The organism is Curtobacterium sp. MCBD17_032 (genome assembly GCF_003234855.1).
Taxonomy (GTDB): Bacteria; Actinomycetota; Actinomycetes; order Actinomycetales; family Microbacteriaceae; genus Curtobacterium.
Genome location: NZ_QKTO01000001.1, coordinates 363,357 through 387,878, shown reverse-complemented (window position 1 = coordinate 387,878; position 24,522 = coordinate 363,357). Strand labels below are relative to the sequence as shown.

Sequence of the window (24,522 nt, the reverse complement as noted above, 5' to 3'; positions counted from 1 at the left end):
GCTTCGAGGTTCCTTCGAGTCCGCTGACCCCCGGAAACGGGGTCGTAACGAACACTTGACGGCCGGGAAACACGCCGCCGACGGCTGGGCCGGAGAACGCGGACGACCGTCCCGACGGGTCGTGCTCAGGAGGCGGAGAGGAGCGCGTCCGTCTCCGCGGCCGTCGGCGCCGTCGCCGGCCCCGGCCGGGTCACCGCGAGCGCGGCCGCCGCGTTGGCCCGTCGGACCGCGTCCTGGAGGCCCGCCCCACGTCCCAGCGCCGCCACCAGCACGCCGGCGTGTGCGTCCCCCGCCCCGTTGGTGTCGACCGCGGCGACGGGGAACCCGGGGACCAGGACCGGAGCGCTGCCGTCCTCGACCACCCAGCAGCCGGCCGCGCCGTCCCGGACCAGGGCGGTGCCCCGGGCGGCGGAGGCGATCGCGGCGGTGGCCTCGGCGAGGGTGGCCGAGGTCGGGGACAGGAGCCGCGCCTCCCGGCTGTTCGCGCTGACGACGTCGGACCGGGCCGACACGGCGGACCACACCGCGGGCGGCAGGGTGTCGACGAGTGGCGACGGGTCGGACACCACCCGGACCGACGCCGGCACGGAGCGGAGCCAGTCGGCGATCGCCGCGCCGTTCACCGGGTGCGCCAGGCCGTAGCCCGACACGACGACGGTGTCGTCGTCGTGCAGGTCGACACGGTCGAGGTCGGCCCGGGTGAGCTGCCCCTCGGCGCCGACGCTCGTGACGAAGGTGCGCTCGGTCGTGGCGTCCACGAGTGCCACGCAGTACCCGCTGTCGACGTCGGGGAGTCCGGGCTGCACGACCGTCACACCCGAGTCGGCGAGGGCCCGACGGACGACGTCCCCGAACGGGCCGGTGCCGTACTGCCCGGCGAACACGACGTCCATCCCGTCGCGACGGGCGGCGACCATGGTGTTCAGGCCACCCCCGGCGGTGAGCTCGGACGCCCGGGCGATGACGTCCCCGCCCGGCTCGGGCAGCGCGTCGATGCGCATCACGATGTCGACGATGACGTTGCCGACCGAGACGAGGCGGCCCATCAGACGGTGTGCTCGGTGTGCGGGAGCGGAGCGGACTGGTCGGGCTGCTCGTGCAGCGTGCCGCGGGGTCCGCCGGTGAGCAGGTAGACCGCGGCCGCGACGACGAACGTGACGACCCAGCCGAGGCCGTTCGCGCCGATCCACGTGTCCGAGAACGCGCCGACGAACACCGGGTCGGCGTCGCCCACCTGGACGTTCGTGAACAGGAAGCCGACGACGATCGCGACGACCCAGGCGATGACCGCCCGCCAGGCGACCCCGCCGGCGTACCAGTAGCGGCTGCCGCGGCGGAGGTCGAGGAGCGCTACCGGGTCGTACCAGGTGCGGCGGACCATGTCGGCGATGAATACGCCGAGCCATGCGGTGATCGGCACGGCGAGCACCGAGATGAAGGTGATGAACGGGGCGTAGAAGCCGTCGGCGACGAGCATGAAGTACATCGCGCCCAGCGTGGTGATGACGACGTCGACCGCGACGGCCCACACCCGCGGCACCTTCACCCCGAGGGTCAGCGTGGTGAGGCTCGCCGAGTACACCGACAGGTGGTTCGACAGCAGCAACCCGCCGAACGCCGCGATCAGGTACGGCACGGCCATCCAACTCGGCAGCATGTCGCGGATGGCGGCGACCGGGTCGCCCGCCTGCGCCAGCGTCGGGTCGCCGGCGGACACCAGCGAGCCGAGCCCGACCAGGACGACGAGCGGGATGCCCGCACCGGCCGCACTCGCGGCGACGAGCTTGCCGGCGCGGACGCTGGTGCGGGTGTACCGAGCGATGTCGGCGCCCGCGGTGGCCCAGCCGATGCCGGTCCCGGCCGCGATCGTCCCGATGCCGATGACCATCGCGGCGACCGGGCCGGCGGGCTGCGCACCGACCACGTCCCAGTCGATGCGGGCGACGAGGAACACCGCGACGAAGACGTTCAGGGCGCCGAAGACCCACGTGGCCCACTTCTGCACGGCCACGATGAACGCGTGCCCGAGTCCGGAGATGAGGACGGTGGCGGCGACGAAGACCAGGATCGCGACGATCGTGATGGCCGGGTGCGCCTTGGACCCACCGTCCGTCCCGAACAGGATCGTGAACAGCGACAGCAGGACGAACGCCGCAGTCGTGGTGTTCACGGTCTCCCAGCCCAGACGGCTGAGGAGCGAGATGAACGTGGGGCCGACGTTGCCGCGGACGCCGAACACGGCGCGGCTCAGGGTCAGACCGGGCGCTCCCCCGCGCCGTCCGGCGATCGAGATGACGCCGACCACGGCGAACGAGCCGGCGGCACCGATCACCGCGACGAGCAGCGCCTGCCAGACCGTCAGCCCCTGGAAGGCGACGAGGGTGGCTCCGAGGGGCAGACCGAGGATCGAGATGTTCGCGGCGAACCAGACCCAGAACAGCGCGCCGGGCGTCCCGGTGCGCTCGGCGGCCGGCACCGGCTCGATGCCCCGCTGCTCGACGGTGGTCAGGGTCCCGGCGCGGGTGGTGGCGTCGGTCGGGGTGCTCGTCATCTGGTCCTCTTACGTCATCGGAAGGGTGCGAGGGGGAAGCCGGGCGGCGGCAAGGGGGGAACCGCCGCCCGGCGGTCGGGGACCGCTACCGGCGGGTGCCGGTGCGGAGGTCGAGAAGCTGCTCGGTGAGCTGCTCGAGGTGCAGGTCGTTGACGGTCTCCACCTGCCGGACGGCATCGGCGGACCAGGCCGCGGAGCCGTGCACGGCACCGAGGACCGCACCGGCCATGGCGGCGATCGTGTCGGTGTCGCCACCGATGCTCGCTGCCGTGCAGACGGTCCGCCAGGGGTCGAGGTCGAGCGCCACGAGTGCGAGCGCGGCGACGACGGACTCCTGCGACGCGACACTCGTGCCGATCAGGCCGGACACGACGTCGATCCGCTCGGCATCGGGGACCGTGGTCAGGTACCCGCGTGCCCACTCGGTGCGATCGGCGATCGAACCGCCTGCGACCCAGTGGCCGCGGGTCTCGCCGATCCGGGCCGCGGCCACGGCGACGTCGAGGGCCTCGGCGCGGCTGGCACCGTCGATGCCGGCCGAGACCGCTGCCGCGACCGCACTGGCCCCGGCGATGCCGAGCCCGGTGTCGTGGGTGACGCGGCAGGCGTCCTGCACGGCGTCCACCAGGCCGACGAGCCCGGCGGCACCGGTCCCGAGCGGCGTCGCGATCCCGACCGGGGTGATCCGCATCGCGGCACCGTTCGTCGTGCCCGTCGACCCGGCTTCGGACGCGGGGACGCCGTCGAGGATCCGCTGCACGGCGGTCTTCGTGCTCGGACCGAGCAGGTCGAGCGAGCCCTTGGCCGCCATCGTCCGCTCCCAGTCGATGAGTGCCCGGGCGAACCCGACCGGGTCGAGCCGGCCCTGTCCCTGCACGAGCAGCTCGGCGACGAGGACGGCCTGCTCGGTGTCGTCGGTGATGCTCGCGGCCGGCATGCCGTGGGCGATGCGCTGGTTCGGCCCGGCGTCGACGAACCCGTCGACCACGCCGTGGTCGGTGCGGATCTGCTCGAGCGACATCGACTGCGTCGGCATCCCGAGCGCGTCGCCGATCGCCAGGCCCCGGAAGGCGGCGAGGGCGTGCTCGGCGGCGGTGCTCGTCGTCGTCATCGTGCGCTCCCGAAGGTCATGTGGATGCGGAACCGGCTCGGGTCGAGCAGGCTGTCGACAGCCTCCACGAACGTGCCGTCGGCCGTGCGCGAGACGCGTCGACTGTGGAGGAAGGGCTCCCCGGCGGTCCTGTGGAGGAGCACCGCCTCCTCCTCGGTCAGCGGGAGCACGTCGACCCACTGTTCGGCGAGCGCCGGCACCAGGCCCGTCTCCGCGATGGTGGCGGTGAGCGACCCGTCGACGAGTCCCTCGTCGACGGCGCGGGCGAGCCTCCCGTACGGCGGCACCAGGCTGCGTTCCAGGGAGATGTCCGGTCCCCCGGCCACGTGGCGGACGCGGTCGACGGCGATGAAGTCCGCGTCGTCGAGCCCGAGCTCGGCGGCGAGCGCCGGTGCACTCACCGCGGCGATCCGGAGGACGCGGACGGCGACCTCGGTGCCGGTCGCCTCGAGGGACCGAGCCCAGCCGCTCCTGGGGTCGAGCGCAGCGCCGTCGAACGTGACGACCGAGCCGATGCCGCCGCGGATCGCGATGTACTCCTCGTCCGCCAGGTCGGCGAGGGCCGCACGGACGGTGCCGCGGCTCACCGCGAACCGCTCCGCCAGGTCGTGCTCACCGGGCAGTCGCTGCCCAGGCACGTACCGGCCCGACGCGATCGCGTCGCGGAGGGCGTCGGCGACCAGGCGTCGCTTCGGTGGGACGGGCATGCAGGAGAGACTACATGTACAAGACCTGTCCAGTCGAGTTCACGGGATCGCTACCGCGTCCCACGCGCCGGAGAGCCGGAGGGCGAACAGCGGCGGCTCGTCGTTCGGCCGGAACGTCGAACTCACGCCGAAGTCGAGGCCACCCGACGTCGGCACGCTGATGCCGGCGCCGATCTGTTGTGACGCTTCCACCGGGTCGATCGAGTCGGCCGAGGCGACCTTCTCCTCGAGTTCACTGACCGAGGTCTCCGGCAGGTCGAGCTGCCGGAGCACGTCGCGGTACCCGGCGACGCCTGCCGCGGCACCGTCCACCGGCACGGTGTGGACGTCGAGGTGGAACGACCGCCCCTCGGGCAGGGTCACCTCGCCCGATCGGTCGGTCATCTCCTCGTCGTTGTCCAGCGCGTCGAAGATCACCTCGGTCGCGGTGACGCGGACCTCCCGGCCTCCGGGCAGCAGGAACCGGACGGGCCGACCTCCCGGTGTCGTGGCCGAGTAGGCGCCGACGAAGGGGCTGGCCCCCTCGGTCCGGATGCCGAACGCCTCGACGGAGGGTGGCCCGGTCAGGTCCCAGGTCTCGACGCCGTCTCGGCGGCTCATCGCCGTGGGTGCCGGACCGGTGTGGCGCACGCCGTTCGTGACCGAGACGTCGCTGCGGGACGGTGCCGGCGAGGGCCCGCTGATGATGGGGACACATCCGGTGAGCAGCGCGATGGTCACGGTCGCGATCGCCAGGACGGACGCGCGACGGCCTACCCACGCCGTGCGTTCGGCGCAGGTCGTGTCCGGCCGCTGGTCGTCGTCCACGTGTCACTCCCCCGGTCTGCGGGCGACGGTCCCCCTCCGGGACCGACGCCTGCTCCAGCTTGCCGCGTGCCGCTGGTCCGTGTCCGGCCTGGCCCCCGTCACGCAGGCGGTCGCCACCGCGGACGGGAGGCCCGTCCCGGCCTGGCCACGCGCCTCCCGTCCACGACGCGGTCGCGACCACAGGCGGACGGGAGGCCCGGCCCGGCCTGGCCACGCGCCTCACGTCCGCGACGCGGTCGCGACTACAGGACGACGACCGTCGTGCCCGCCGCCGTCGCGGGCCGGTCCATCGCGGCGAGCGCGACAGGCACCTCCTCGAGCCCGATCGTCCGTCCGACCAGCGGTGCCGGGTCGAGGCGGCCCGCGGCGATCTCGGCGAGCATCGCCGGGTACTCGTGCGCGGACATGCCGTGGCTGCCGAGCAGTTCGAGCTCGAGGCCGATGACGCGGCCGAGGTCGACCTGCGGGGTGGCGTCCTCGCCCGCGAGGAGCCCGACCTGCACGTGTCGTCCGCCGGGGCGGAGTGCGGCGATGCCCTGCCGCACCAGGGCGGCCCGTCCGAGTGCCTCGACCACGACGTGCGCGCCACCGTCCGTGGCCGTCCGGATCCGCTCGTCGACGTCGTCGTGGTGGGCGTCGACCGTGGTGGTGGCGCCGAGCGTCGCGGCGAGGGCGAGCGCCTCGGCGGAGACGTCCACCGCGACCACCCGCGCACCGCGGGACACCGCGACGACGATCGCCGAGAGCCCGACGCCCCCGCAGCCGAACACGACGACGTGCTCGCCGGGAGCGGTGCGGGCACGGTCCACGACCGCGCGGTAGGCGGTCGCGAACCGGCACCCGAGGCCGGCGGCGGTGGCGTCGTCGACGGCGTCCGGCACGGCGACGAGGTTCGTGTCCGCGTGGTGCACGACGACGTACTCGGCGAAGGACCCGGGGCGGTCGAAGCCCGGCTGGGTCTGGTCCGGGCAGATGCTCTGGCGGCCGGCGACGCACGTGGGGCAGGTGCCGCACGCGTTCACGAACGGGGCGGTGACGCGTGCGTCGGACTGCCACTGCCGGACGTCCTCACCGACCCGCTCGACGACGCCGACGAACTCGTGTCCGGGGACGTGCGGCAGCGACACCGTGTCGTCGTGCCCGTGCCAGGCGTGCCAGTCACTGCGGCAGACCCCGGTCGCGACCACGCGGACCACGGCGGCATGCGCGGGGCACTCCGGATCGGGGACCTCGGTGACGGCGGGCATCGCGGAGAAGGTGTCGAAGGTGACGGCGCGCATGCGGACGATTCTCCCATCCGGGCCGCGTGCGCAACCGTCAGGGCAGCGCGGCGGACACCTCGTCGATCGTCTCCGTCAACGACCGCTCCCCCGTCCCAGCTGCCCACCGTTCGAGCGCGACCTGGAACACGAGCACGCCGACCTCGGCGACGACGGTCGCCTGCAGTGGGGTCTCACCCCGCTCGACGAAGGCGGCCTGCGCAGCCCGGACCAGGTCGGACCGCTTGCGGGCGTCCCGGTCGCGGAGGTCGTCGTTCCCCTCGATGACCCGGCGCCAGGCGGCGGTCTGCTCGTGGTTGCCGTCGAAGCGCGCCGCCGCGACCTGGTGCAGCACGTGCCGGACGACCTGCATCGGCTCGAGGTCCGCCGATGCGTCGGTGATCAGTCGTGCTGCGGTCTCGGGGATCTCGGACCCGGCGAACACGACCTCACGCTTGTCGGCGAAGTGCCGGAAGAACGTCCGGGTCGTCAGACCGGCGCGCGCGGTGATCTGCGGCACGGTCGTCGCGGCGAACCCCTGCTCGGCGAAGAGCTCGAACGCGGCGCGCTCGAGTCGTCCTCGTGCATCCGGAGCCCATCGCATCGTCCGATGGTAGCTGACGACACGTCGTGTTATGAGGCGTACGATGACATCGCGTGTCATCACGTCGATCGACACCCGGAGAGCGAGGAGCTCGCATGACCACCGACGGCCCCACCACGAACGCAGCACTGTTCCTGCTCAGTCCCCGTGGCCCCTTCGAGGTCCGCTCCACCCCGGTGCCGACCCCCGCCGCCGGCCAGGTCGTCGTCCGCGTCCGTGCTGTGGCGGTGAACCCGGTCGACGCGATCACGGGACCGCTCCGGCGCCTCGTGACCCCCTGGGTGCGCTTCCCCACCGTCCTCGGCAGCGACGTCGCCGGCGAGGTCCTCGCCGTCGGACCGGACGTCACCGACCTCGCGGTGGGCGACCGGGTGACCGCCTTCGCCGCGGGACAGGAGAAGCCGCGGAACAGCGGGGCCGAAGGCGGGTTCCAGCGGATCGTGACGGTCCTGGAGCGCGTCACGACGCGCCTCCCGGAGGACCTGTCCTTCGAGCAGGCGGCCGTCCTGCCGCTCGCCCTGGCGACCGCGGCGGCCGGCCTGTACGAAGCCGACCAGCTCGCGCTCCCCCTGCCCGCCGACGGTGCGGACCGGACCGACGAGGTCGTCCTCGTCTGGGGCGCGTCGACGAGCGTCGGGTCCAACGCCGTCCAGCTCGCCCGCGCGAGCGGCTACACGGTGGTCGCCACGGCCGGCCGGGCGAACCACGAGCTGATCCGCTCCCTCGGCGCCGAGACCGTCCTCGACTACCGGGACGACGACGTGGACGCCGAGGTCGTCGCGGCACTGCGGGGTCGGCGGCTCGCGGGCACGATCGCGATCGGTAGCGGGTCACTCGGGCACGCCCTGCGGATCACCCGTCGTGCGCCCGGCGCGAAGCGCATCGCGTCCGCCTACCCGGACCCGGTGACCGCGGTGCGGTCGCGGATCGCCCGCCTCCGCGGCATCCGCGTCTCCGCGATCTGGGGTGGGACACCGGTGGTCTCCCCCGTCGGTCCGGCCGTCTTCCGCGACTTCCTGCCCGCGGCGCTGGCCGACGGACGCTTCCGCGCGGCCCCGGAGGCGATGGTCGTCGGACACGGACTGGAGGCCCTCCCCGGCGCCCTGAGGACGCTGCGGGACGGCGTCTCCGCCCGCAAGGTCGTGGTGTCGATGAGCGACTGAGTCCGCGCCTCGAGGCGCCAGATCAGGCGAGCGAGCCCACGACGCGGTAGCCGTACCCGTCGGCAGCGAGGGGGCGGTGCAGCCGGGCGTGCGTCGCCGCCCACATCCGTCCCAGGTAGCGGAGGCGTTCCGGAGCCATGCCGCGGACGGTCAAGTCCACGTCCTGGGCTCCCGGCTCCTGCAGCACCAGGGTGCGCAGGGTGCCGGTCGGGTCGAGGGTGACGTGCTTGGCGGTGGTCGTCATGGTGGAGCTCCTTCGTCGCGTCCCGTCCGGGACCCGGAGGGTCCGTGACCCGGAAGGTCCGCCGTACGGAAGGTCGGGGGCGCGCTGTGTCCCACGCTCCTCGGTCGGGCATGCGCGTGGCCACAGGCGCAGCCGCGGTGCGGGTCGCTCGACGCGGCACCCCGGCGTTACCGACCGCCCTTCCCGAGCATCGCGACGAGCGCCGTCGCCAACCAGGAGTCGACGTCCGCCGGCACGGGTCCGGCCCCGGTCCACGGCACCTCCCCGCGCGCGATCGCCGCGAGGCTCCGCGCCTGCAGCGACAATCCGAGGTCCATCGCCTGGATCGGGTTGCCGGCCGCGGCCGTGAGGTTGATCATCCGTGTCCCGTGCAGCGTGACGACCTCACGCCCGTCGACCAGGCGGTGCAGGACGCGCGCGTCCGGGTCGGAACCCGGCCCCGACAGGCCTGTGGTCTCCGCGGTCACCGTGAGCAGGGCCTCCCGGTCGAGCTCGAGCCCTTCGTGACCGACGCCCGAGACGACGACGCCGTCGCGGAGCAGCGCGATCTCGGCGGAGCCGATGACGCCCCGCGCGCCGGTCGCGAGGAAGAGCAGTTCGGTGCCGGGCAGCACCGCCTCCATCGGGCCGACGCGGTGCCCGCGCATGATCGCCTCGAGCGCGCGGAACGGGTCCGTGTCGACGACGCTCACGACGGCCCCGAGGTTCCGGAGCGTGTCCGCGACGCCCTTGCCGCACGGGCCGTACCCGACCACGGTGGCACGGGCTCCCGGCACCATCGCGTTCGTGGCGTTCATGAAGCCCTGCACGATGCTCTGCCCGACGCCGTGCTCGTTCTCGACGATGAGCTTCAGCCGGCTGTCGTTGATGACGACGACCGGGAAGTCCGGTGCCTGCGGCAGGGCTCGGATCGCGATGCCGCCGGTGGTCGTCTCCTCCGTCGCGCCGAGGAACGTGCTCGACCGCGGCGCTCCCCTGGTCAGCTTCGCGATGAGCTCGCCGCCGTTGTCCATCACGAGGTCCGGCAGCGCAGCGAGCAACGCGTCGAGGTTCCGGTCGTGCTGCTCGGCGTCGTCGCTGCGGCCGCCGATCACCGTGACGCCGAGCGTCCGGAGGGTCTCCGCCGTCTCGGGCACGGTCGTGCCGACGTTCCCGGTGATCGTGACGCGGGCGCCCTGGTCGAGCAGCCACCGGCACAGGACGGCGGTCTTCGGCTCGATGTGGATGCAGATGCCGATGTGCAGCCCGGCGAACACCGGGGCGTCCTGTTCGATGCTGGCCGCGAGGAGCGGCATGGACCGGGTGGCCCAGTCGATCGCCGGGGAGCCGGAGGGGGTGAGGGTGCGTGCGGGCATGACGGTGCTTCCTGTTCCGAGAGGTGGGAGGTGCGGGTCGGGCCGGGTGCTCCCCCGCCTGCGGTGCAGGGTGGGGTCGTCGGCCTGGAGGCGCGGGGGGCGCCCGTCACGCGTCTACGGATGGAGCTCGCGGCGGCTGTCGTCGCTGCCGTACAGGTCGGCCTTCTCGGAGGAGACCACCGGCGTCCAGCTCGGGGCGGCGACCGCTGCGCGCTGGCGCGGCGGCACCGCGGTGGCGGTGCGGACACGCGTGGTCATCGGGGCTCCGGGAGGCTCGTGGGGACGGGTCGATCCTGTCACGTCCGGTGCGTGGCGTGGCCGTCCCGCGGATCTGGTCGCTCGCTAGTGTCACTGCTGTGAACGCACCCTCGCCGTCCGTGGTCGCCTTCTGGGAGGCGCGTCGCCGCGACGCCCCCGAACTGCCCGCGACTGTTCCCCTGGCGTGGTCGTTCGGTGCGACACCAGATCACGCGGACGCCCTGCTCGACCTCGTGCTCGCCGGCGTGAAGGACGGGACCGCGTCCTTGCTCTGGGACTACGAGGCCACCGGTGAGCCCCTGCCGGAGGTCGGCGAGTACAGCGTCATCCTCGACGGCACCGACGAGCCGCGGGCCGTGCTCGTGACGACCGACGTCCGGATCGTGCCGTTCGACCAGGTGGGCGCCGAGCACGCCCGCGCCGAGGGTGAGGGCGACCGCACCCTCGCCTACTGGCGCACGTCGCACGAGCGGTACTGGCGGGAGCACTCGGAGAACCCGCGGGGGTGGGCGTCGGACATGCCGGTGGTGTGTGAGCGCTTCCGGCTGCTCTGGCCGCGAGCAGGTGACCGGCTCAGCTCGTCAGTGTCCTGAGGACGCTGATGCCGGCTGCTGGTCGGCGCTCCCGCTGACCGGCTCCTCGGCAGGGCCCACCTGGGGCAACCGCGACTCGATCGCCCACACGACCGCTCCTGACGCGCAGGTCAGCCCGGCGAGCAGCAGGCCCAGCGCAGCGAGTGCTCCGCCCCACCACACGCCCGAGTCGTCCTCCGTGCAGCCCTGCCACGTCTGGCCCCCGTCGCTCTCGGTCGGCCCGACCTGGCACCAACCGTCGGCGGTCGAGGCGACGACACCGACGACGACGAGGCCGACGACCAGGCAGAGGGCGGCGAGAGCGGCGAGGGCGAGTACCCAGCGCCGCGCACCGGAGAGGTTCTTCACGGGGTGACAGTAGCGGGCTGGATCTCGATCGGCGATCGGGAGGGGCCTGTTTCCTGGCGCTGTTGCGTACCGTACGAACATTGCACAGTACGTGCGTGGCTCAACGCCGACGACTGAGTCGACGGCAGACCGAGGAAATCCGTCGCTCCCGGGACCCGGGACTCGGGAGACGGGGAGAGCGGGTCGCCAGCATGGGGGCGATGAACCAGCGCAACCTACGTTTCGATGGCCGATCGGCTATCAGGAGACGTCGCGTACTGACCCGACCTTTGAAGGACAGTCAGGCGATCTGCTTCCGCGCGAAGATCATCCCTGAGGTGGATGCCCCATGCTGTGTGCCCTCATAGTTTCCTCCGTAGACAAGGGTGTTCGGCACCCACCAACTCAAGGGGGAATTGATGTTGGAAGTCGGAAGAGCAACTGGGGTAGCTGGTGTGGGGCTCCTGTGCGTAGCGACGATGCTCGGCTCGTAAGCAGTCGCGTTCGCAGAGACCCAGCCGAGCGATGCGGAGAAGGCTACCGCAGCCATCGTCGAGGTCGCCCCAGAGGTGTTCGAGGGAGCTGCAGAGACATCGAGCACTGCTAGTGCAGCAACGGCCTACGCCACCGAGGACGTTGTGGTCGCCGTGCCGAAAGACGCGAGCGACGGCGCCGTCTTGAGCACGGGGGACCGCGAATTGACCGTCTCGCTACCGTTCGCAGAAGAAGCGGCGTCCGCTGACACTTCCACGGACGGAGTGGCGACGTTCGACAATGGGAACGCGTCGTCGACGACGCCCGTGGTACACGACGACGGAACCCTGCAGATCGTGACTGTCATTGACGACGCTGGTGCACCCACCAGGTACGACTACGACCTCTCGGTGCCCAGCGGTGGCGAGATGGTACTGCGGGAGGACGGCGTGGTCGTCATCATCGACGGCGACGGCGGCTTCGCGGGCGCAGTCGCTCCGGCCTGGGCGAAAGACGCTGATGGGACCGCAGTCCCGACCCGGTACGAGGTCGATGGGAACAGGTTGACCCAGGTCATCGACCATGCCGAAGCGGCGCAGTACCCGGTGGTTGCCGACCCGTGGCTCGGCATCACGCTCTTCACGAGCTTCAAGCGCGACACCTACCACAGCGACTACCGCTACAGCGCCTGGGTCACCGGCCCTGGTGCCATCGTTCTCAGCGGTGGTGGCGGGGTCGGCGGCTACGCCGCAGGCCAAGCTGTCTTCCGCGGATCCGGCTGGGATGAGTGGAAAGCCAAGTGGCCGGCGATCACGAACAAGGCCACCTTGCAGCAGCAGTACAACTGCCACGTCGCCGCCGGTCTTTACGGCCTTCCTTTCACACAGGACTACAACCTCGAGCGTTACCGCGTGAACCGGTCGAACTGGGTCAGTGGCGTCGCTTCCCACCGCTGCAACTGGTGATCGAACACCACTCTGGACAGGACATCGAGCACATGAAGAAGTTCATCATCACGTCAGTGATCGCTGCTGGGGTCGGAGCGCTCATCACGATCGGGTTCCTCATCGCGAGCGGCGTCGACTACCGGATCCAGGAAGACTCCGGTGTCGAACCCGGATACACGCCGGAGGTGATCGTTGGCGGGATCGAGGCCGGGCTGTGGCTGTTCGGCATCGGTGTGGTGGCGCTCATCGTGAGCCTCATCGTCGCTGGAGTCCACCGTCGACAGGAGCACGACAGGCCGGCGACGTCGACTCGATGACGCCGCTCTCCGAGCACGGCGCCGCCCCAGCTGCTCCAGCTGGGGCGGCGCCGTGCTCGCGCGTGGGAGCAACGCGCGAGAGTCTCCAGTAGGGCGACCCGGCGGTCCTGGTCAGCTGAGCCGACCTAGTCCACCGCCCAGGACTTGACGTGCTCCCACGGCATGTCCTCCCACCACTTCCCGTCCCAGTCGGCCTCGAACCGGAAGAGCGTGAACCACCGGTCGACGAACGACGCCGGTGCACTGATCGGCAGCCCCGCGATGAGCTCCCCGACCTCGTCCGACAGCCGGTCGTCGACGGCGAGCTCGAAGCTGGCGAGACCGAGATGTCCAGCGAAGAAGGAGTCCTGCACGTTCGGCGCCATCGTGTCCCGAAACGCGACGGCGCTCGTCCTCCTGGTCTCGCCTCGGCGCGGACGCTCGCCCGGCGCCATGAAGCGCCGGACCACCGCACGTGTCGCCGTCGCGACAAGACGGCTTCACCCGCGACAAGTTGCCGGTCTGAACGACAACTTGTTTCTTACTTCACAGTCAACCGAGGTCCAGTGTGGTCGTCGACGCAAAGTGTCGCGTCACATCGCATTCCGACTCGGGTTGCAGATTCGTTGTCGTGACCTTTTTGAAGCGTCTCGTGTCGCCTGCGGAAAACCCCAGGTCGAACGCCTTCAAGCGAGACCTGGCAGGGTCGTGTCGCTGGCCGAACTACCGCATCGAAGTCGCGAGCTGACCCATGTCGCGCTCACCGGCGGCGTCGCCCTGCAACAGGGTCGGTCTCCCGTCTGAGCGCTCTGTCTACGGTCGCTCACCACGCACGACTCGGGCAGCGGCTGCCAGCTGCTTCTGTGCTCAGCAAGGCGGTTCGGGATGCTGACCGCTCAGCTTTGGTGCGGAGCCTTCCTCGACGGACGCACGGGCTGCTTCCGCTGCGAGGTAGGCGGTGATGTCGATGGGCTGAGTCGGGGGGAGGTGGATGTCTCCGGGGCGGACGGGGTGCTGCATCAGCTGGTCACTTTCGTTCGACGAGCGGAGGACGAAGGGCCCCGGTGTGTTCACCGGGGCCCTTCGGAGTGTCAGCCGACGAGGACTCGTGGCTGGTCGTGCGCGGCGGGTGCCGCGTCGTCGTGCTTGTCGAGGGCATGGCCTTCGACGTCGACGTCGGGGAGGACCTTTTCCAGCCACTTCGGGATCCACCAAGCGGAGCGTCCCAGGAGGGACAGCGCAGCCGGCATGAGGACCATGCGGACGATGAACGCGTCTGCGGCAACACCGACGAGGAGACCGAACGCGATCGAGGCGCCGATTGCGAACTCTCCGGTCGCGAACCCGCCGAAGACGACGATCATGATGCTCGCCGCGGCGACGAGGACGGGTCCGGATCGGGAGAAGCCCTCGCGGATTGCCTGCTTTGGGTCGAGGCCCTTGCGGTACATCTCCTGGATGCGGGAGACGAGGAACACCTGGTAGTCCATCGCGAGTCCGAAGAGCACTCCGACGAGCAGCAGCGGCAGGATGCTCAGCATCGGGTCACCCTGCGGTGCGGGCAGGAAGTCCAGCCAGCCCCACTGGAACACCGCGACGCTCGCGCCGAAGGATGCGCCGACGGAGAGCAGGTAGCCGAGCGTCGCGATCACGGGGATGAGGAGCGATCGGAACAGGACGATGAGCAGGATGATCGAGATGACGACGATGACGATGACGTACTTGACCAGCGCCTGAGCGAGCTGGTCGTCGGAGTCGATGCCGATCGCGGTCTCACCGGTGACCTCGAGGTGCGCGCCGCTGATGGTGTCAGCGGCGTCACGGATCTGGTGCACCAGGTCCTTGGTGGAGTCGTCGATCGGCCCTTCGGTCGGGATGACGGTGATCCGTGCGTAGTCGCCGTCGGAGCTGACCTGAGCGGGAACGACCTGCTGCACGCCATCGAGAGCAGTGAGTTCCTTCTCGATCGCGGCGGTCTTCGAGGTGATGTCGTCGCCCTCGGCCAGGACGATCAGGGGGCTCTGGACGCCGCCGAACTCGTCGACGATGAGGTCGTAGGCGGTGCGTTCGGTGGACTCCGGGTCGGATCCGCCAGGGACGTTCGAGGCGGTCTTCATGCTGAGCATGGGGAGCGCGACGATGACGAGGACGAGGACGCCGCCCAGGAGGGACACGATCGGGCGCCTCACGACGAAGCTGCCCCACGAGCGGAGGACGCCTCGCTTCTGCAGGCCGTCTTCGGTGAAGAGTTCCCCGCGCTGCAGCGCCGCACGGTGCTTCTTCGACAGGGCCTTGACACCCATGAACCGCATCAGTGCCGGCAGCAGGGTGAGGGAGAGCAGGACGGCGACGGCGACGGCGAACGCGGCCGCGACACCCATCTCGGTGATGTAGCTGAGGTTCGCGACCAGGAGCGCGACGAGGGCGACGACGACGGTCATGCCGGCGAAGACCACGGCGGTACCGGCGGTACCGGTTGCCCGGGCGATCGCGTCGTCGACCCTTCGTCCGGAGCGGAGTTCGGTCTTGAAGCGGGACAGGATGAAGAGGCTGTAGTCGATCCCGACGGCGAGGCCGAGCATGGTGGCGAGGATGATCGCGTTGTCACCGATCGGGGTGAGTGCGCCGTAGGCGAGGACACCGATCAGGCCGACGCCGACGCCGTAGACGGCGACGAGGAGGTTGATGCCCGCGGCGAGGAGCGAGCCGAACGTGATCGCGAGGATGATGAACGCGATGATGACCCCGGCGCCTTCACCCGGGCCGGTGGCCGGGGCGCCGAGGGGAACGAGGTTCCCTCCGAGCTCGACGCCGAGCCGCGGAGGAGCGTTCTCCTCCAGGTCGAGGGCCGCGTCGTAGAACTTCGTCTGCTGGGCCTTCGTCAGGTCGCCGTAGGTCAACGTGGCGACGGCGATCGTGCGGTCCTTCGAGATGTACGGCTGTTCCGCGTTCAGTGGGTCGCTGACGGAATTGACTCCGTCGACTTTGTCGGCCTTCGCGAGGAACGACTCGATCTGCTTCGCAGTCGTCGCGTCCGTGACGTCGCCGGACTCTGGTTGGAACACCAGCTGCAGGGACGCGGTGTCCGCGCCGGTCGTGGAGGGGAACTCCTTGTTCATCCGCTCCAACGCCTGCGATGCCTTGGTGTCGGGGATGCTCGTGGTCGCGGCGTCCTTCTCGATGCCGCTGCCGACGACGAAGATGCCGATCAGCACGGCCATGATCAGGAGCCACGCTCCGATCACCAGCCATCGGAACCGGGCACTGAAGCGCCCGAGGTGGGACAGGAACGTGGACATGCGGTTTCCTTCGTCGTCGTGGTCCGCGAGGTGCGAACAACGTCAACGATCCCGGCCGGGACGCCTCGGTACGGCCTCCTTTTGCACCGTCCGAACTACTTCATCTGCAGTAGATCCTGCCCCCCGCTCGCACTGTCAAGACAGGCGACATCCTCCGCTGGCTGAGCGATGGGTGGAGGAAACGACCAGGTGGTCGAGTCAGGCGATGAGGCCAGCTCGGTAGGCATACGCGACCAGTTGGGCTCGGTCGCGGGCGCCGACCTTCGCCATCGCACGGCTCGCGTGGGTCTTCACGGTGAACGGTGAGACGAACAACTCCGCTGCGATGAAGTCGTTGTCGTGGCCCTCTGCGATGCTGAGGACGACGTCCCGTTCACGGGCTGTCAGAGCAGTGAACCGGTCGGCGAGGTCGGTGTCGATGACGCGGCTCGGGCTGTCGGTGACGTGCCCGATGAGCGCGGCAGAGGCAGCTGCGGACAGGGCACCTCCCCCGGCGATGACTTCCTGCAAGCTCGCGATCAGCTCAGCTGGTCCGACGCCCTTGCCGAGGAACCCGTTCGCGCCAGCCCGGAGCGCCGCGAGGACGGTGTCGTCGTGTTCGAAGGTGGTCAGGACGACGATGCGGGTCTGTTCGGACGGGATCCGCTCCCGGATCCGTCGCGTCGTCTCGACGCCATCGATCCCGGGCATTCGGACGTCCATGAGGACAAGGTCGACATCGTGGTCCCGGAGGAAGGCGAGCGCGGCGAACCCGTCCCCTGCTTCACCGACCACGGCGAAGTCGGGGTGCACGTCGATGATGGTCCGCAGTCCGAGCCGGATCATCTCTTGGTCATCGACCAGCAGCACGCGTGTCACAGGGTTGCTCCTTCGCTCCATGGGATCCGTGCCGTGACGGTGAAGACGTCGTCGTCGGTGCCGAGCTGCAGGGTGCCGCCGGCGGACTCGACGCGTTCGCGCATACCGACGAGTCCGTACCCGCTGCCGTGGGCGGTCCCCGGCGTGGACGCGATCGGGTTCGTGACGCTGATGATCAGGTCGGCCTCGTCCGTCAGCACCGTCAGCGCGGCCTCACCGGTGCCGTACCGGTGCGCGTTGGTCAGCGCTTCTTGCGCCACGCGGAACACCGTCACCCCGCCGGCCTCGTGCACTCGGCGAGCTTGGTCGGTGATCTGCGCGTCGATCGACAGGCCAGCGTCCTGGAACGAGGCGACCAGCTCGTCGATCGTCGACAGGCTGGGTGTCGGGCGGCCCGCGTGATCGTCGTCGGCGTCGTCGCTGCGGAGCATGGCCAGCGTCCGTTGCGTGTCACTGAGGATCGACTGCACCGCTGTGCGCGCCGCGACCAGCGACCGTTGGGTCGCGGCATCGTCACGGCCGGCGGTGACCTCGACCGCGCCGAGGTGCATGCTCACGACGGCGACCTGATGGCCGACGATGTCGTGCAGGTCACGGGCGATGCGGACCCGCTCCTCCGCCACTCGCCGCTCAGCTTCGGCCTCCCGGGTCGCGATCGCGTCGCGGGTGCGCTGCTCGAGCGACTCCCAGTACTGGCGCTGCAGCCGCAGCGCCGCGCCCACGGCACCACCGGCGACGACGGCGACGATGACCGCGACGGCGTCGAGACCGACCGCGCGGCCAGCGGACAGGAAACTCGCGAGCCCGAAGATGACGGCCATCGCCAGCGCCGTGATCCCGGTGCTGCGCGTGGGCGGCAAGCCGCGCAGGGTGAGTGCGAACAGGACGAACACCACGACGGTGCATTCACCGATCGGGTCCCGCCCTCCGACGATCACCACGACGACGCCAGCCATCGTCAACGCGAGACCGACCTGCGGCAGCCGGACGGCGACGAGCGCTCCGGTGAGGGTCACGAGTGCGCCGACCCCGGCGAGCAGACCATCGCCGTCGGTGGCGATGACGACCAGTTCCACGATCATCGCGGTCACGCTCACCCACAGCGGGAGGCGCTCGAGCACAGATCGCGCGCGCAGCCACAGCGGGCGTGGCGTCGCGGACACGCTGGGCGTCGGAACGGTCATCCCTTGAGTCTGAGGGAGGCCGGTGCCGGACACGTACTCCATCTGCATCAGGTTCTCCAGTTCCGGGGAACGACGCCGGCGGGTGTCGCTGCGCTGATGCTGTTCACCAGTCGCACCGATGAAGGGACACCCCATGACCACGCTTCTTCCCGCTCCACCTGCCACGGCGGCGATGTTCGTCTCGACGCCGGCGGAGCTCGACGACGGGTACGACCAGCAGATCCACCGTTCTCGAGCGGGGACGATCGCGCGCGTGCCGTTGCTGCCGCTCTGGGCAGCGGTCGCCACCACGAGCGCGGTGTTGCGGTTCGCCGGCTTCATGGTGCTGGCCACGTCGATGCTCCTCGAGAGCGCAGCGCGGGGCATCATCTCCCGCTGACCAACCCGCCCGTGCAACAACGCCTTCGAGCGCGCGGATCAGCGGAGGTGTTCGAGGAGGTGCGCGGTGAACGCGGCCATGAGCGTGTCGAGCGTCACCTTCGGGGTGGATCCGGCGTAGTAGAAGTCGTGGTCGACCCCGTCGAACCGTCGGGTCTCGACCGGCGCACCGACCTCCACAGCACGCGCGGTGAACTCCTCGATCGAGGGACGGAGCGTGTCGTACTCCGCGGTGACGACCAGGGTCGGTGGCAGTGCGCGGAGCTCGGCCTCGGGGAGGAAAGCGGGCGAGACGAGCGGGTTCTTGCGGTCCGTGCTCGGCAGCGGGTAGGCCGTGTCGACCATCTCGAGCATCGCGGCGTTGACGAACGGCTTCTCGGTCAGGAAGGTCGCTCCGGCGGGCGGGATCGACAGGTCCACGGCGGGAACGATGAGGGCGGCAGCGCGAACAGCAGGGCCGTGCTCGCGTGTCGATTGCGTGAGGGTGCCGAGGGCGAGGTTCCCACCTGCGCTGCTGCCGGTCACCGCGATCCGGGTACCGTCCCACCCCATGGTCTCCCCGGAGCGGGCGACCCACGTGAGCACGTCGAAGCACTCCTCCAACGCCTGCGGGAACCGGGCTTTCGGTGATGTGCTGTAGTCCACGTTCACGACGACGCTGCCCACTTCGCCCGCGATCCCTCGAGCGAGGTGGTTGTCCTGCAGCGGGTTCCCGATCACGAACCCACCACCGTGGGTGTTGATGACCACCGGCGGCGTGGCACCGTTCGCGGCGAGGGGGGCGTCAGCGGGAGGCCGCGTGATGGAGCAGCGGATCGAACGGTGACGGGTGGGGACGTGCACGATCTCGTTGTCGGGAACGGCACGGGAAGTGAGCTCCACCTTCGGTGCCCGGATGATGCGTGTGACGAGGGTCGACATCGCCCAGGTCCGGACGCGCATGCCGAGGGGGGCGGCCATGATGTGCTCTCTCTCATTCGGTCGGGGCTGCTGATGTGATCTGTGGGTCGAGCGTCCTCGCTGGTGCGTGCGACGGAGGCAGTGAGGGGGCGCCTCGCAGCGCCCCCTCACTGCGTCCCGGCTACTCGTCGCGCGGCGCCCCGGATCGGACGGAGTCAGGAACGGACGGTGCTGCCGTTGCGGCTGAGTGGCCACCGGCGGCGGCGTCCTGTCGCGCCTTCTCGAGTTCGTCGGCTTCTGCGCCGCCGATGGCTTCGCCACGAGCGACCATGCCGGCCGTGTCGGAGAGCTTGATCTGCGGCAGGAACAGGGCGAGCAAGAACGCGACGGCGATGAAGGGCAGCAGGTACCAGAACACCGGCGCGAGGGAGTCGGCGTACGCGTTGACGATGCCGTCCTGTACCGCCTCCGGCAGCTTCGCCACGGTCGCCGGGTCGATGCTGCCCGCCGAGGACGCGGCATCGGTCGCGGAACCGCCGGCGTCGCGGAACACGTCGGTCAGCGATGTGGTCAAGCGTGCGGTGAACAGTGCACCGAACACGGCCGTGCCGAGAGAGGCACCGACCTCACGGAAGTAGTTGTTCGTCGAGGTGGCGGTTCCGACCTGCGAGGCGGGCACCGCGTTCTGCGCGACGAGGACCACCACCTGCATGATCAGGCCGAGGCCCGCGCCGAAGACGAACAGGTACACGCAGATCAGCCAGATCGGGGTGTCCGCGGCGAGCTGCGTGAGGCAGAGCATCGCGGCCGCGACGAGGATCGTGCCGACGATCGGGAACGCGCGGTAGCGGCCGGTCTTCGAGATCAGGTTGCCGGACGCGATGGAGGTTCCGATGAGGCCGACCATCATCGGCAGCATCAGCAGACCCGAGACCGCGGCCGAGGTGCCGGATGCCATCTGCAGGAACGTCGGAACGAAGCCGATGGCGGCGAACATGCCGATGCCGAGCACGAGACCGATGCCGGTCGCGAGCAGGAAGGTGCGGTTGCGGAAGAAGGACATCGGGAGCACCGGGTCCTCGACGCGGGTCTCGACGAGCACGAGCAACGAAGCGGCGACGACGAGGCCCGCGAACCAGGCCCACGTCTCGAGCGCGTCCCAGCCGTGGTCCTTGTTGCCGCCGAACTCGGAGAAGAACACCAGGCACGTCGTGGCTGCGGACATCAGGAGCACGCCGAGGACGTCGATCCTCTTCTCGGCCTTCTTGGTCGGCAGGGTCAGTGCGAACCAGGCGATGCAGAACGCGGCGATCCCGACCGGGATGTTGATGTAGAACGCCCAGTTCCAGGTGAGGTGGTCGACGAAGAAACCACCGAGGAGCGGGCCACCGATGGCGGAGAGGCCGAAGATCGCACCGAGCGGGCCGAGGTACTTGCCGCGCTGTGAGGCGGGGACGATGTCCGCGATGATCGCCTGCGACAGGATCATCAGACCACCACCACCGAGTCCCTGCACCGCGCGCCACACGATCAGCTGTGTGAAGTCGCCGGCGAAGGCACACCCGGCCGAGGCGATCGTGAACAGGGCGATCGCGATGAGGAACAGGTTCCGGCGTCCGAGGACGTCCCCGAACTTGCCGTAGATCGGCATCACGATCGTCGACGCGAGCAGGTACCCCGTCGTCAGCCACGCCTGATGCGCGACGCCGCCGAGCTCGCCGACGATGGTCGGCATCGCGGTCGAGACGATGGTCTGGTCGAGGCTGGAGAGCAGCATCCCCGCGATGAGCGCGGAGAAGATGGTCCAGATGCGGCGCTGGGTGAGCAGGAGCGGTCCGTCTGACCGTCCTGCTCGTGTCGCGCTCTTGGTCGAGCTCATGGGGTGTGCTCCAGTTCGTTGGTCGAGTGGGCCGCTCCGAGCGGCGTGCTGGTCGGGACGGTCGCGCCGTCGGGGTTCGCCATCGCTGTGACGAGGCGGAAGTTGGTCCGGAGGATGTCTTCGAACGGTGGGCCGTCCTCATCGGCGAAGAAGCGCCACGCGGTCGCCTTGAGGAGCGCACCGACGATCTCAGCGACCAGGCGTCCGCGGTCGTCGGCCGGGTCGGTCCATCCGAACCGGGAGCGCAGGGCGTCCCCGACGAGTTCCATCTGCCGGTCGGTCGCGGACACGAACCGGGCCACGAGGGAGGGCTCGCGATCGAGCACGTCCCGCATGAGGGATTCTTCGCCGCGGTCGAGGCCGACGACGTGCAGGTGCTCGATGGCCAGGGCGACTGCCGCGTCGATGGGGGCGAGATCTGGATCGACCGCCGTTCCGGCAGCGAACGCGGTCAGGAGGTCGTCTTCGACGCCGATCTCGATGCCGAGCACGACGTCCTCCTTGGAGGCGAAGTGGTTGAAGAAGGTGCGACGGGACACGCCGACTTCTTCGCAGAGCTGCTCGATGGTGAAGCCGTTCAGCCCATCGGAGATCGTCCGACGACGGGCTGTGGCGATCATGCGACGGCGAAGCAGGCGGGTCCGCTCGGATGTCTTCACGGTCTGCAGTTTTGCACTTACAACCCGACAGTGCAAGTCTTCGTCACGCCCGTTGCGGTGAGTTCTCCAAGCTGCGGCGGGTGCCGAGAACACGAGAACGCTCCGTGGTGCCGTCTGTCGTCCGGCACCACGGAGCGTTGTCGTTCCGCGGATGGGTCAGGCCCTGTGGAGCCTTCGGAAGGTCTCCTCGAGTGTCACGGTCGGGTGACCGATCAACGTGGAGAGGACCGGCGAGGGGCCGTCGAGGGCGCCGTCGGCGACGGCTGCGTCGAGGCCGACGAGGAACCCGATCGTGCCCTCGTCGAGACCGGCGGACACCAGAGCCTGCTGGTGCTCCTGCGACGAGACATGGGCGTACGCGACGTCACGTCCGAGCACGCGGCCTGCGGTCGCGGCGAACTCCGCGCCGTCCCAGGCGGTGTCACCGGCGAGCTCGAGCGTCTCGCCACGGTGGGCACCCGTCGCAGCGACGACGGCGGCCGCTTCGGCATAGTCGGAGCGAGCCGCCGAAGCGATCCGTCCGGTACCGCTGCTGGCGAGCCACTGTCCGGTCGCGGCGATCTGGGCGAAGGCCTGCTCGTAGTTCTCGTTGTACCAGTTGTTCCGGAGCACGGTCGCAGTGACGGGCGAGGCCGCGAGGAGGTCCTCGGTGGCCTTGTGCTCGGGAGCGACGAACAGCGTCGACGTGTCGGCGCGGGGAGCGCTGGTGTAGACGATGTGCTGCACGCCGACCTGCTCCGCGGCGCGGATGGCGTTGGTGTGCTGCGGGATCCGCTGGCCGACCTCGCTGCCGGAGACGAGCACCAGGGTCTCGACGCCGTCGAACGCGGACGCGAGAGCCGCCGGATCGGCGTAGTCGGCAACGGCAGTGCGGACACCGGAGTCAGCGAACAGCGCGGAGAGGCGCTCGGCGTTCCGGCCGATGGCGACGACGTCGTCGGCTGCGATGCCACGAGCGAGGAGGTGTTCGACGATCAGGCGACCGAGGTTGCCGGTCGCACCAGTGACGGCGATCGTCACTTGATGACCCCGAGGCCGTCGGTCCAGCTGATCTGCTCGGAGACGGCGAGACCCATCTGGAGGTAGCCGATGCCTTCGAGTTCGTGGGCGCGGGCGAGGGGGCCGGCGTCGAAGGCGTCGAGACCACCGGCGGTGATCGCGTCGCGGAGAGCGGCCTTCGCGTCGGCGTCGTCGCCGGCGATGAGCACGGCGGTCTTCTTGCCGCCGACGCTCTTCGTGGCCAGCGCTCCGGCGAAGTTGGTGTTGAACGCCTTGACGACGTGCGACTCGGGCAGGCGGGCGGCGAGGTCCGCGGCGCCGCTGCCGGCGTCGAAGGCGACCGGCTGGAAGGTGGCGAAGTCGACGGTGTTGGTGATGTCGACGACGGTCTTGCCGGCGAGGGCGCTCTTGTACTTGTCGGCGATCTCGGGGAGGGCGGCGTACGGGACGGCGAGGACGACGATGTCGCCGGCGAAGGAGGTGGGCTCGTCGGAGTGCTTGATCGACTCGACGGTGGCGCCGCCGTCGGAGAAGACGGAGGCGATCGCGGTGCCCATGTTGCCGGTACCGAGGATGCTGATGCTGGTCATGATGCGTGCTCCTGTTTCAGAGGTGGTGCGGTTGGAGAGGGTGTGGTCAGAGCGCGGCGAAGCCGAGGATCGCGCTGACGATCGAGAGGATCGCCAGGACGATCGGGGCCGCCGGGGACTCCTTGCGGCGCAGGTGGACGACCACGGCGCCGAGCATGAGGACAGCGAGGAGGATCGCGGCGATCGGGGTGAGGACCGGTGCGACGTCGAGCAGCAGCGGCAGGATCAAGCCGATGGCACCGAGGACCTCCGCGAGGCCGATGAGCTTGACGTGGCTGCTGGCGAAGTCGGCTGCCCAGCCCATGCCGCTGCTGGCCAGGGCCTCCGCGGGACGGGCCAGCTTCATCAGGCCGGCTCCGAGGAACGCGAGTGCCAGGAGGCCGTTGATGATCCAGAGTGCGATGAGCATGATCTTCCTTGTGCTTGAACGTTGAAGTAACCAGGCCGACAGTACACAGCGTTTTGTTGAACGGTCAAGTTTTATCTGCGACGATGTGCGCATGGACGAACCGCGCTGGCTCAACAAGACCGAGGCGGCAGCCTGGATGGATCTCCTCGCGATCATCGAGCTGCTGCCCTCGGCGCTCGACGCGCAGCTCAAGCGTGACTTCGCGATGACCCGCTTCGAGTACAACGTCCTCGCGATGCTCAGCGAGTCACCCGACGACAGTGCTCCGATGAGCAGCCTGGCTTTCCTCACCAACGGATCACTCTCCCGTCTGTCACACGCGGTGACGAAGCTCGAGAAGCGTGGGTGGGTGCGTCGCGTGCCGTCCGAGACGGACAAGCGCTCGCTCGTGGCCACCCTGACAGTGGACGGACGAGCACTCATCGAGCGAGCGGCTCCGCATCACGTCGAGGAGGCTCGACGCGCGTTCTTCGATGCGATCCCGCCCGAGCGGGTCGGCGATCTCGCCGAGATCCTGCGGCCGATCGCCGCGAACCTCCTGACACCGGACGCCGACTGCGGGCCGGCGGCGCGCGCCGCCGCTGCGCCGGTCGCTCACGACTGATCGACGACTCCACAGGCCGCCCACTCCACAGACCCCCGACCGCCCGGACTGGCACTCGCCAGCCCGT

General features: G+C 70.1%; 27 protein-coding genes. 6 read left to right on the top strand and 21 right to left on the bottom strand.

Annotated elements, in window-relative coordinates:
- Positions 1 to 125: 125 nt before the first annotated feature.
- From DEI91_RS01905 to DEI91_RS01875, 7 genes are all read right to left on the bottom strand, one after another.
- Complete coding sequence (locus DEI91_RS01905; RefSeq protein WP_111050667.1) at positions 126 to 1,046, bottom strand: PfkB family carbohydrate kinase; 921 nt, start codon at positions 1,044 to 1,046, stop codon at positions 126 to 128.
- Positions 1,046 to 2,551 carry a cytosine permease gene (locus tag DEI91_RS01900; protein WP_111050666.1) on the bottom strand — a complete coding sequence of 502 codons (1,506 nt, stop codon included), beginning with the start codon at positions 2,549 to 2,551 and terminating at the stop codon, positions 1,046 to 1,048. The genes DEI91_RS01905 and DEI91_RS01900 overlap by 1 nt, the downstream gene beginning before the upstream one ends.
- A gap of 85 nt (positions 2,552 to 2,636) precedes the next feature.
- Positions 2,637 to 3,662 carry an ADP-ribosylglycohydrolase family protein gene (locus DEI91_RS01895; RefSeq protein ID WP_111050665.1) on the bottom strand — a complete coding sequence of 342 codons (1,026 nt, stop codon included), beginning with the start codon at positions 3,660 to 3,662 and terminating at the stop codon, positions 2,637 to 2,639.
- Entirely contained in the window at positions 3,659 to 4,369 is a 711-nt protein-coding gene (locus tag DEI91_RS01890; RefSeq protein ID WP_111050664.1) for a GntR family transcriptional regulator, read from the bottom strand. The genes DEI91_RS01895 and DEI91_RS01890 overlap by 4 nt, the downstream gene beginning before the upstream one ends.
- A gap of 39 nt (positions 4,370 to 4,408) precedes the next feature.
- Positions 4,409 to 5,176, bottom strand: coding sequence for a hypothetical protein (locus DEI91_RS01885; protein ID WP_111050663.1), 768 nt, complete (start codon positions 5,174 to 5,176; stop codon positions 4,409 to 4,411).
- A 242-nt stretch (positions 5,177 to 5,418) separates the two neighbouring features.
- Complete coding sequence (locus DEI91_RS01880) at positions 5,419 to 6,456, bottom strand: zinc-binding dehydrogenase (RefSeq protein WP_111050662.1); 1,038 nt, start codon at positions 6,454 to 6,456, stop codon at positions 5,419 to 5,421.
- A gap of 37 nt (positions 6,457 to 6,493) precedes the next feature.
- Complete coding sequence (locus tag DEI91_RS01875; protein WP_111050661.1) at positions 6,494 to 7,039, bottom strand: TetR/AcrR family transcriptional regulator; 546 nt, start codon at positions 7,037 to 7,039, stop codon at positions 6,494 to 6,496.
- A 95-nt stretch (positions 7,040 to 7,134) separates the two neighbouring features.
- Between DEI91_RS01875 and DEI91_RS01870 the strand changes: the two genes are divergently transcribed.
- Positions 7,135 to 8,202 (top strand): zinc-binding alcohol dehydrogenase family protein, encoded by a 1,068-nt coding sequence (locus DEI91_RS01870; RefSeq protein ID WP_111050660.1) that lies wholly within the window; start codon positions 7,135 to 7,137, stop codon positions 8,200 to 8,202.
- Between the two features lie 22 nt (positions 8,203 to 8,224).
- Here the strand turns inward: DEI91_RS01870 and DEI91_RS01865 are convergent, their stop codons facing one another.
- From DEI91_RS01865 to DEI91_RS16125, 3 genes are all read right to left on the bottom strand, one after another.
- On the bottom strand, positions 8,225 to 8,446 hold the full coding sequence (locus tag DEI91_RS01865) for a hypothetical protein (protein ID WP_111050659.1): 222 nt from the start codon (positions 8,444 to 8,446) through the stop codon (positions 8,225 to 8,227).
- Between the two features lie 167 nt (positions 8,447 to 8,613).
- A complete protein-coding gene (locus DEI91_RS01860) occupies positions 8,614 to 9,801 on the bottom strand; it encodes an adenosylhomocysteinase (protein ID WP_111050658.1) in 1,188 nt (395 codons plus the stop codon).
- Positions 9,802 to 9,915: 114 nt separating this feature from the next.
- On the bottom strand, positions 9,916 to 10,059 hold the full coding sequence (locus DEI91_RS16125) for a hypothetical protein (RefSeq protein ID WP_181439434.1): 144 nt from the start codon (positions 10,057 to 10,059) through the stop codon (positions 9,916 to 9,918).
- Between the two features lie 98 nt (positions 10,060 to 10,157).
- On the opposite strand from DEI91_RS16125, the gene DEI91_RS01855 reads away from it, so the two are divergent.
- Entirely contained in the window at positions 10,158 to 10,652 is a 495-nt protein-coding gene (locus DEI91_RS01855; protein WP_111050657.1) for an ASCH domain-containing protein, read from the top strand.
- Here the strand turns inward: DEI91_RS01855 and DEI91_RS01850 are convergent.
- Positions 10,641 to 11,000 (bottom strand): hypothetical protein, encoded by a 360-nt coding sequence (locus DEI91_RS01850; RefSeq protein WP_111050656.1) that lies wholly within the window; start codon positions 10,998 to 11,000, stop codon positions 10,641 to 10,643. The two genes, DEI91_RS01855 and DEI91_RS01850, sit on opposite strands and share 12 nt — an antisense overlap.
- 548 nt (positions 11,001 to 11,548) lie before the next feature.
- Between DEI91_RS01850 and DEI91_RS01845 the strand changes: the two genes are divergently transcribed.
- Entirely contained in the window at positions 11,549 to 12,418 is an 870-nt protein-coding gene (locus DEI91_RS01845) for a hypothetical protein (RefSeq protein ID WP_146244167.1), read from the top strand.
- Positions 12,419 to 12,450: 32 nt separating this feature from the next.
- Positions 12,451 to 12,717, top strand: coding sequence for a hypothetical protein (locus tag DEI91_RS01840; RefSeq protein WP_111050654.1), 267 nt, complete (start codon positions 12,451 to 12,453; stop codon positions 12,715 to 12,717).
- 125 nt (positions 12,718 to 12,842) lie between these two features.
- On the opposite strand, the gene DEI91_RS01835 is transcribed toward DEI91_RS01840, so the two are convergent.
- From DEI91_RS01835 to DEI91_RS01820, 4 genes are all read right to left on the bottom strand, one after another.
- The gene (locus DEI91_RS01835; RefSeq protein ID WP_111050653.1) at positions 12,843 to 13,082 is read right to left on the bottom strand and encodes a hypothetical protein; all 240 of its coding nucleotides are present in this window, start codon (positions 13,080 to 13,082) and stop codon (positions 12,843 to 12,845) included.
- Positions 13,083 to 13,787: 705 nt separating this feature from the next.
- The gene (locus DEI91_RS01830; RefSeq protein ID WP_111050652.1) at positions 13,788 to 15,995 is read right to left on the bottom strand and encodes an MMPL family transporter; all 2,208 of its coding nucleotides are present in this window, start codon (positions 15,993 to 15,995) and stop codon (positions 13,788 to 13,790) included.
- A 198-nt stretch (positions 15,996 to 16,193) separates the two neighbouring features.
- Positions 16,194 to 16,853, bottom strand: a complete 660-nt coding sequence (locus DEI91_RS01825; RefSeq protein WP_111050651.1) for a response regulator transcription factor — start codon at positions 16,851 to 16,853, stop codon at positions 16,194 to 16,196.
- Entirely contained in the window at positions 16,850 to 18,037 is a 1,188-nt protein-coding gene (locus DEI91_RS01820; RefSeq protein ID WP_146244166.1) for a sensor histidine kinase, read from the bottom strand. The genes DEI91_RS01825 and DEI91_RS01820 overlap by 4 nt, the downstream gene beginning before the upstream one ends.
- 133 nt (positions 18,038 to 18,170) lie before the next feature.
- Between DEI91_RS01820 and DEI91_RS01815 the strand changes: the two genes are divergently transcribed.
- Positions 18,171 to 18,416, top strand: coding sequence for a hypothetical protein (locus tag DEI91_RS01815; protein ID WP_146244165.1), 246 nt, complete (start codon positions 18,171 to 18,173; stop codon positions 18,414 to 18,416).
- A gap of 38 nt (positions 18,417 to 18,454) precedes the next feature.
- Here the strand turns inward: DEI91_RS01815 and DEI91_RS01810 are convergent, their stop codons facing one another.
- From DEI91_RS01810 to DEI91_RS01785, 6 genes are all read right to left on the bottom strand, one after another.
- A complete protein-coding gene (locus tag DEI91_RS01810) occupies positions 18,455 to 19,375 on the bottom strand; it encodes an alpha/beta hydrolase (protein ID WP_111050648.1) in 921 nt (306 codons plus the stop codon).
- 121 nt (positions 19,376 to 19,496) lie between these two features.
- Entirely contained in the window at positions 19,497 to 21,194 is a 1,698-nt protein-coding gene (locus tag DEI91_RS01805) for an MDR family MFS transporter (protein ID WP_258374252.1), read from the bottom strand.
- On the bottom strand, positions 21,191 to 21,853 hold the full coding sequence (locus DEI91_RS01800) for a TetR/AcrR family transcriptional regulator (protein WP_146244164.1): 663 nt from the start codon (positions 21,851 to 21,853) through the stop codon (positions 21,191 to 21,193). The genes DEI91_RS01805 and DEI91_RS01800 overlap by 4 nt, the downstream gene beginning before the upstream one ends.
- Before the next feature lie 156 nt (positions 21,854 to 22,009).
- Positions 22,010 to 22,873 (bottom strand): SDR family oxidoreductase, encoded by an 864-nt coding sequence (locus DEI91_RS01795; RefSeq protein WP_111050646.1) that lies wholly within the window; start codon positions 22,871 to 22,873, stop codon positions 22,010 to 22,012.
- Entirely contained in the window at positions 22,870 to 23,442 is a 573-nt protein-coding gene (locus tag DEI91_RS01790) for an NADPH-dependent F420 reductase (RefSeq protein ID WP_111050645.1), read from the bottom strand. Before DEI91_RS01790 ends, DEI91_RS01795 begins: the two co-directional genes overlap by 4 nt.
- Before the next feature lie 46 nt (positions 23,443 to 23,488).
- Positions 23,489 to 23,851, bottom strand: a complete 363-nt coding sequence (locus DEI91_RS01785; protein WP_110826189.1) for a DoxX family protein — start codon at positions 23,849 to 23,851, stop codon at positions 23,489 to 23,491.
- Positions 23,852 to 23,942: 91 nt separating this feature from the next.
- Between DEI91_RS01785 and DEI91_RS01780 the strand changes: the two genes are divergently transcribed.
- A complete protein-coding gene (locus DEI91_RS01780) occupies positions 23,943 to 24,455 on the top strand; it encodes a MarR family winged helix-turn-helix transcriptional regulator (protein WP_110826190.1) in 513 nt (170 codons plus the stop codon).
- The last annotated feature ends 67 nt before the right edge of the window (positions 24,456 to 24,522 follow it).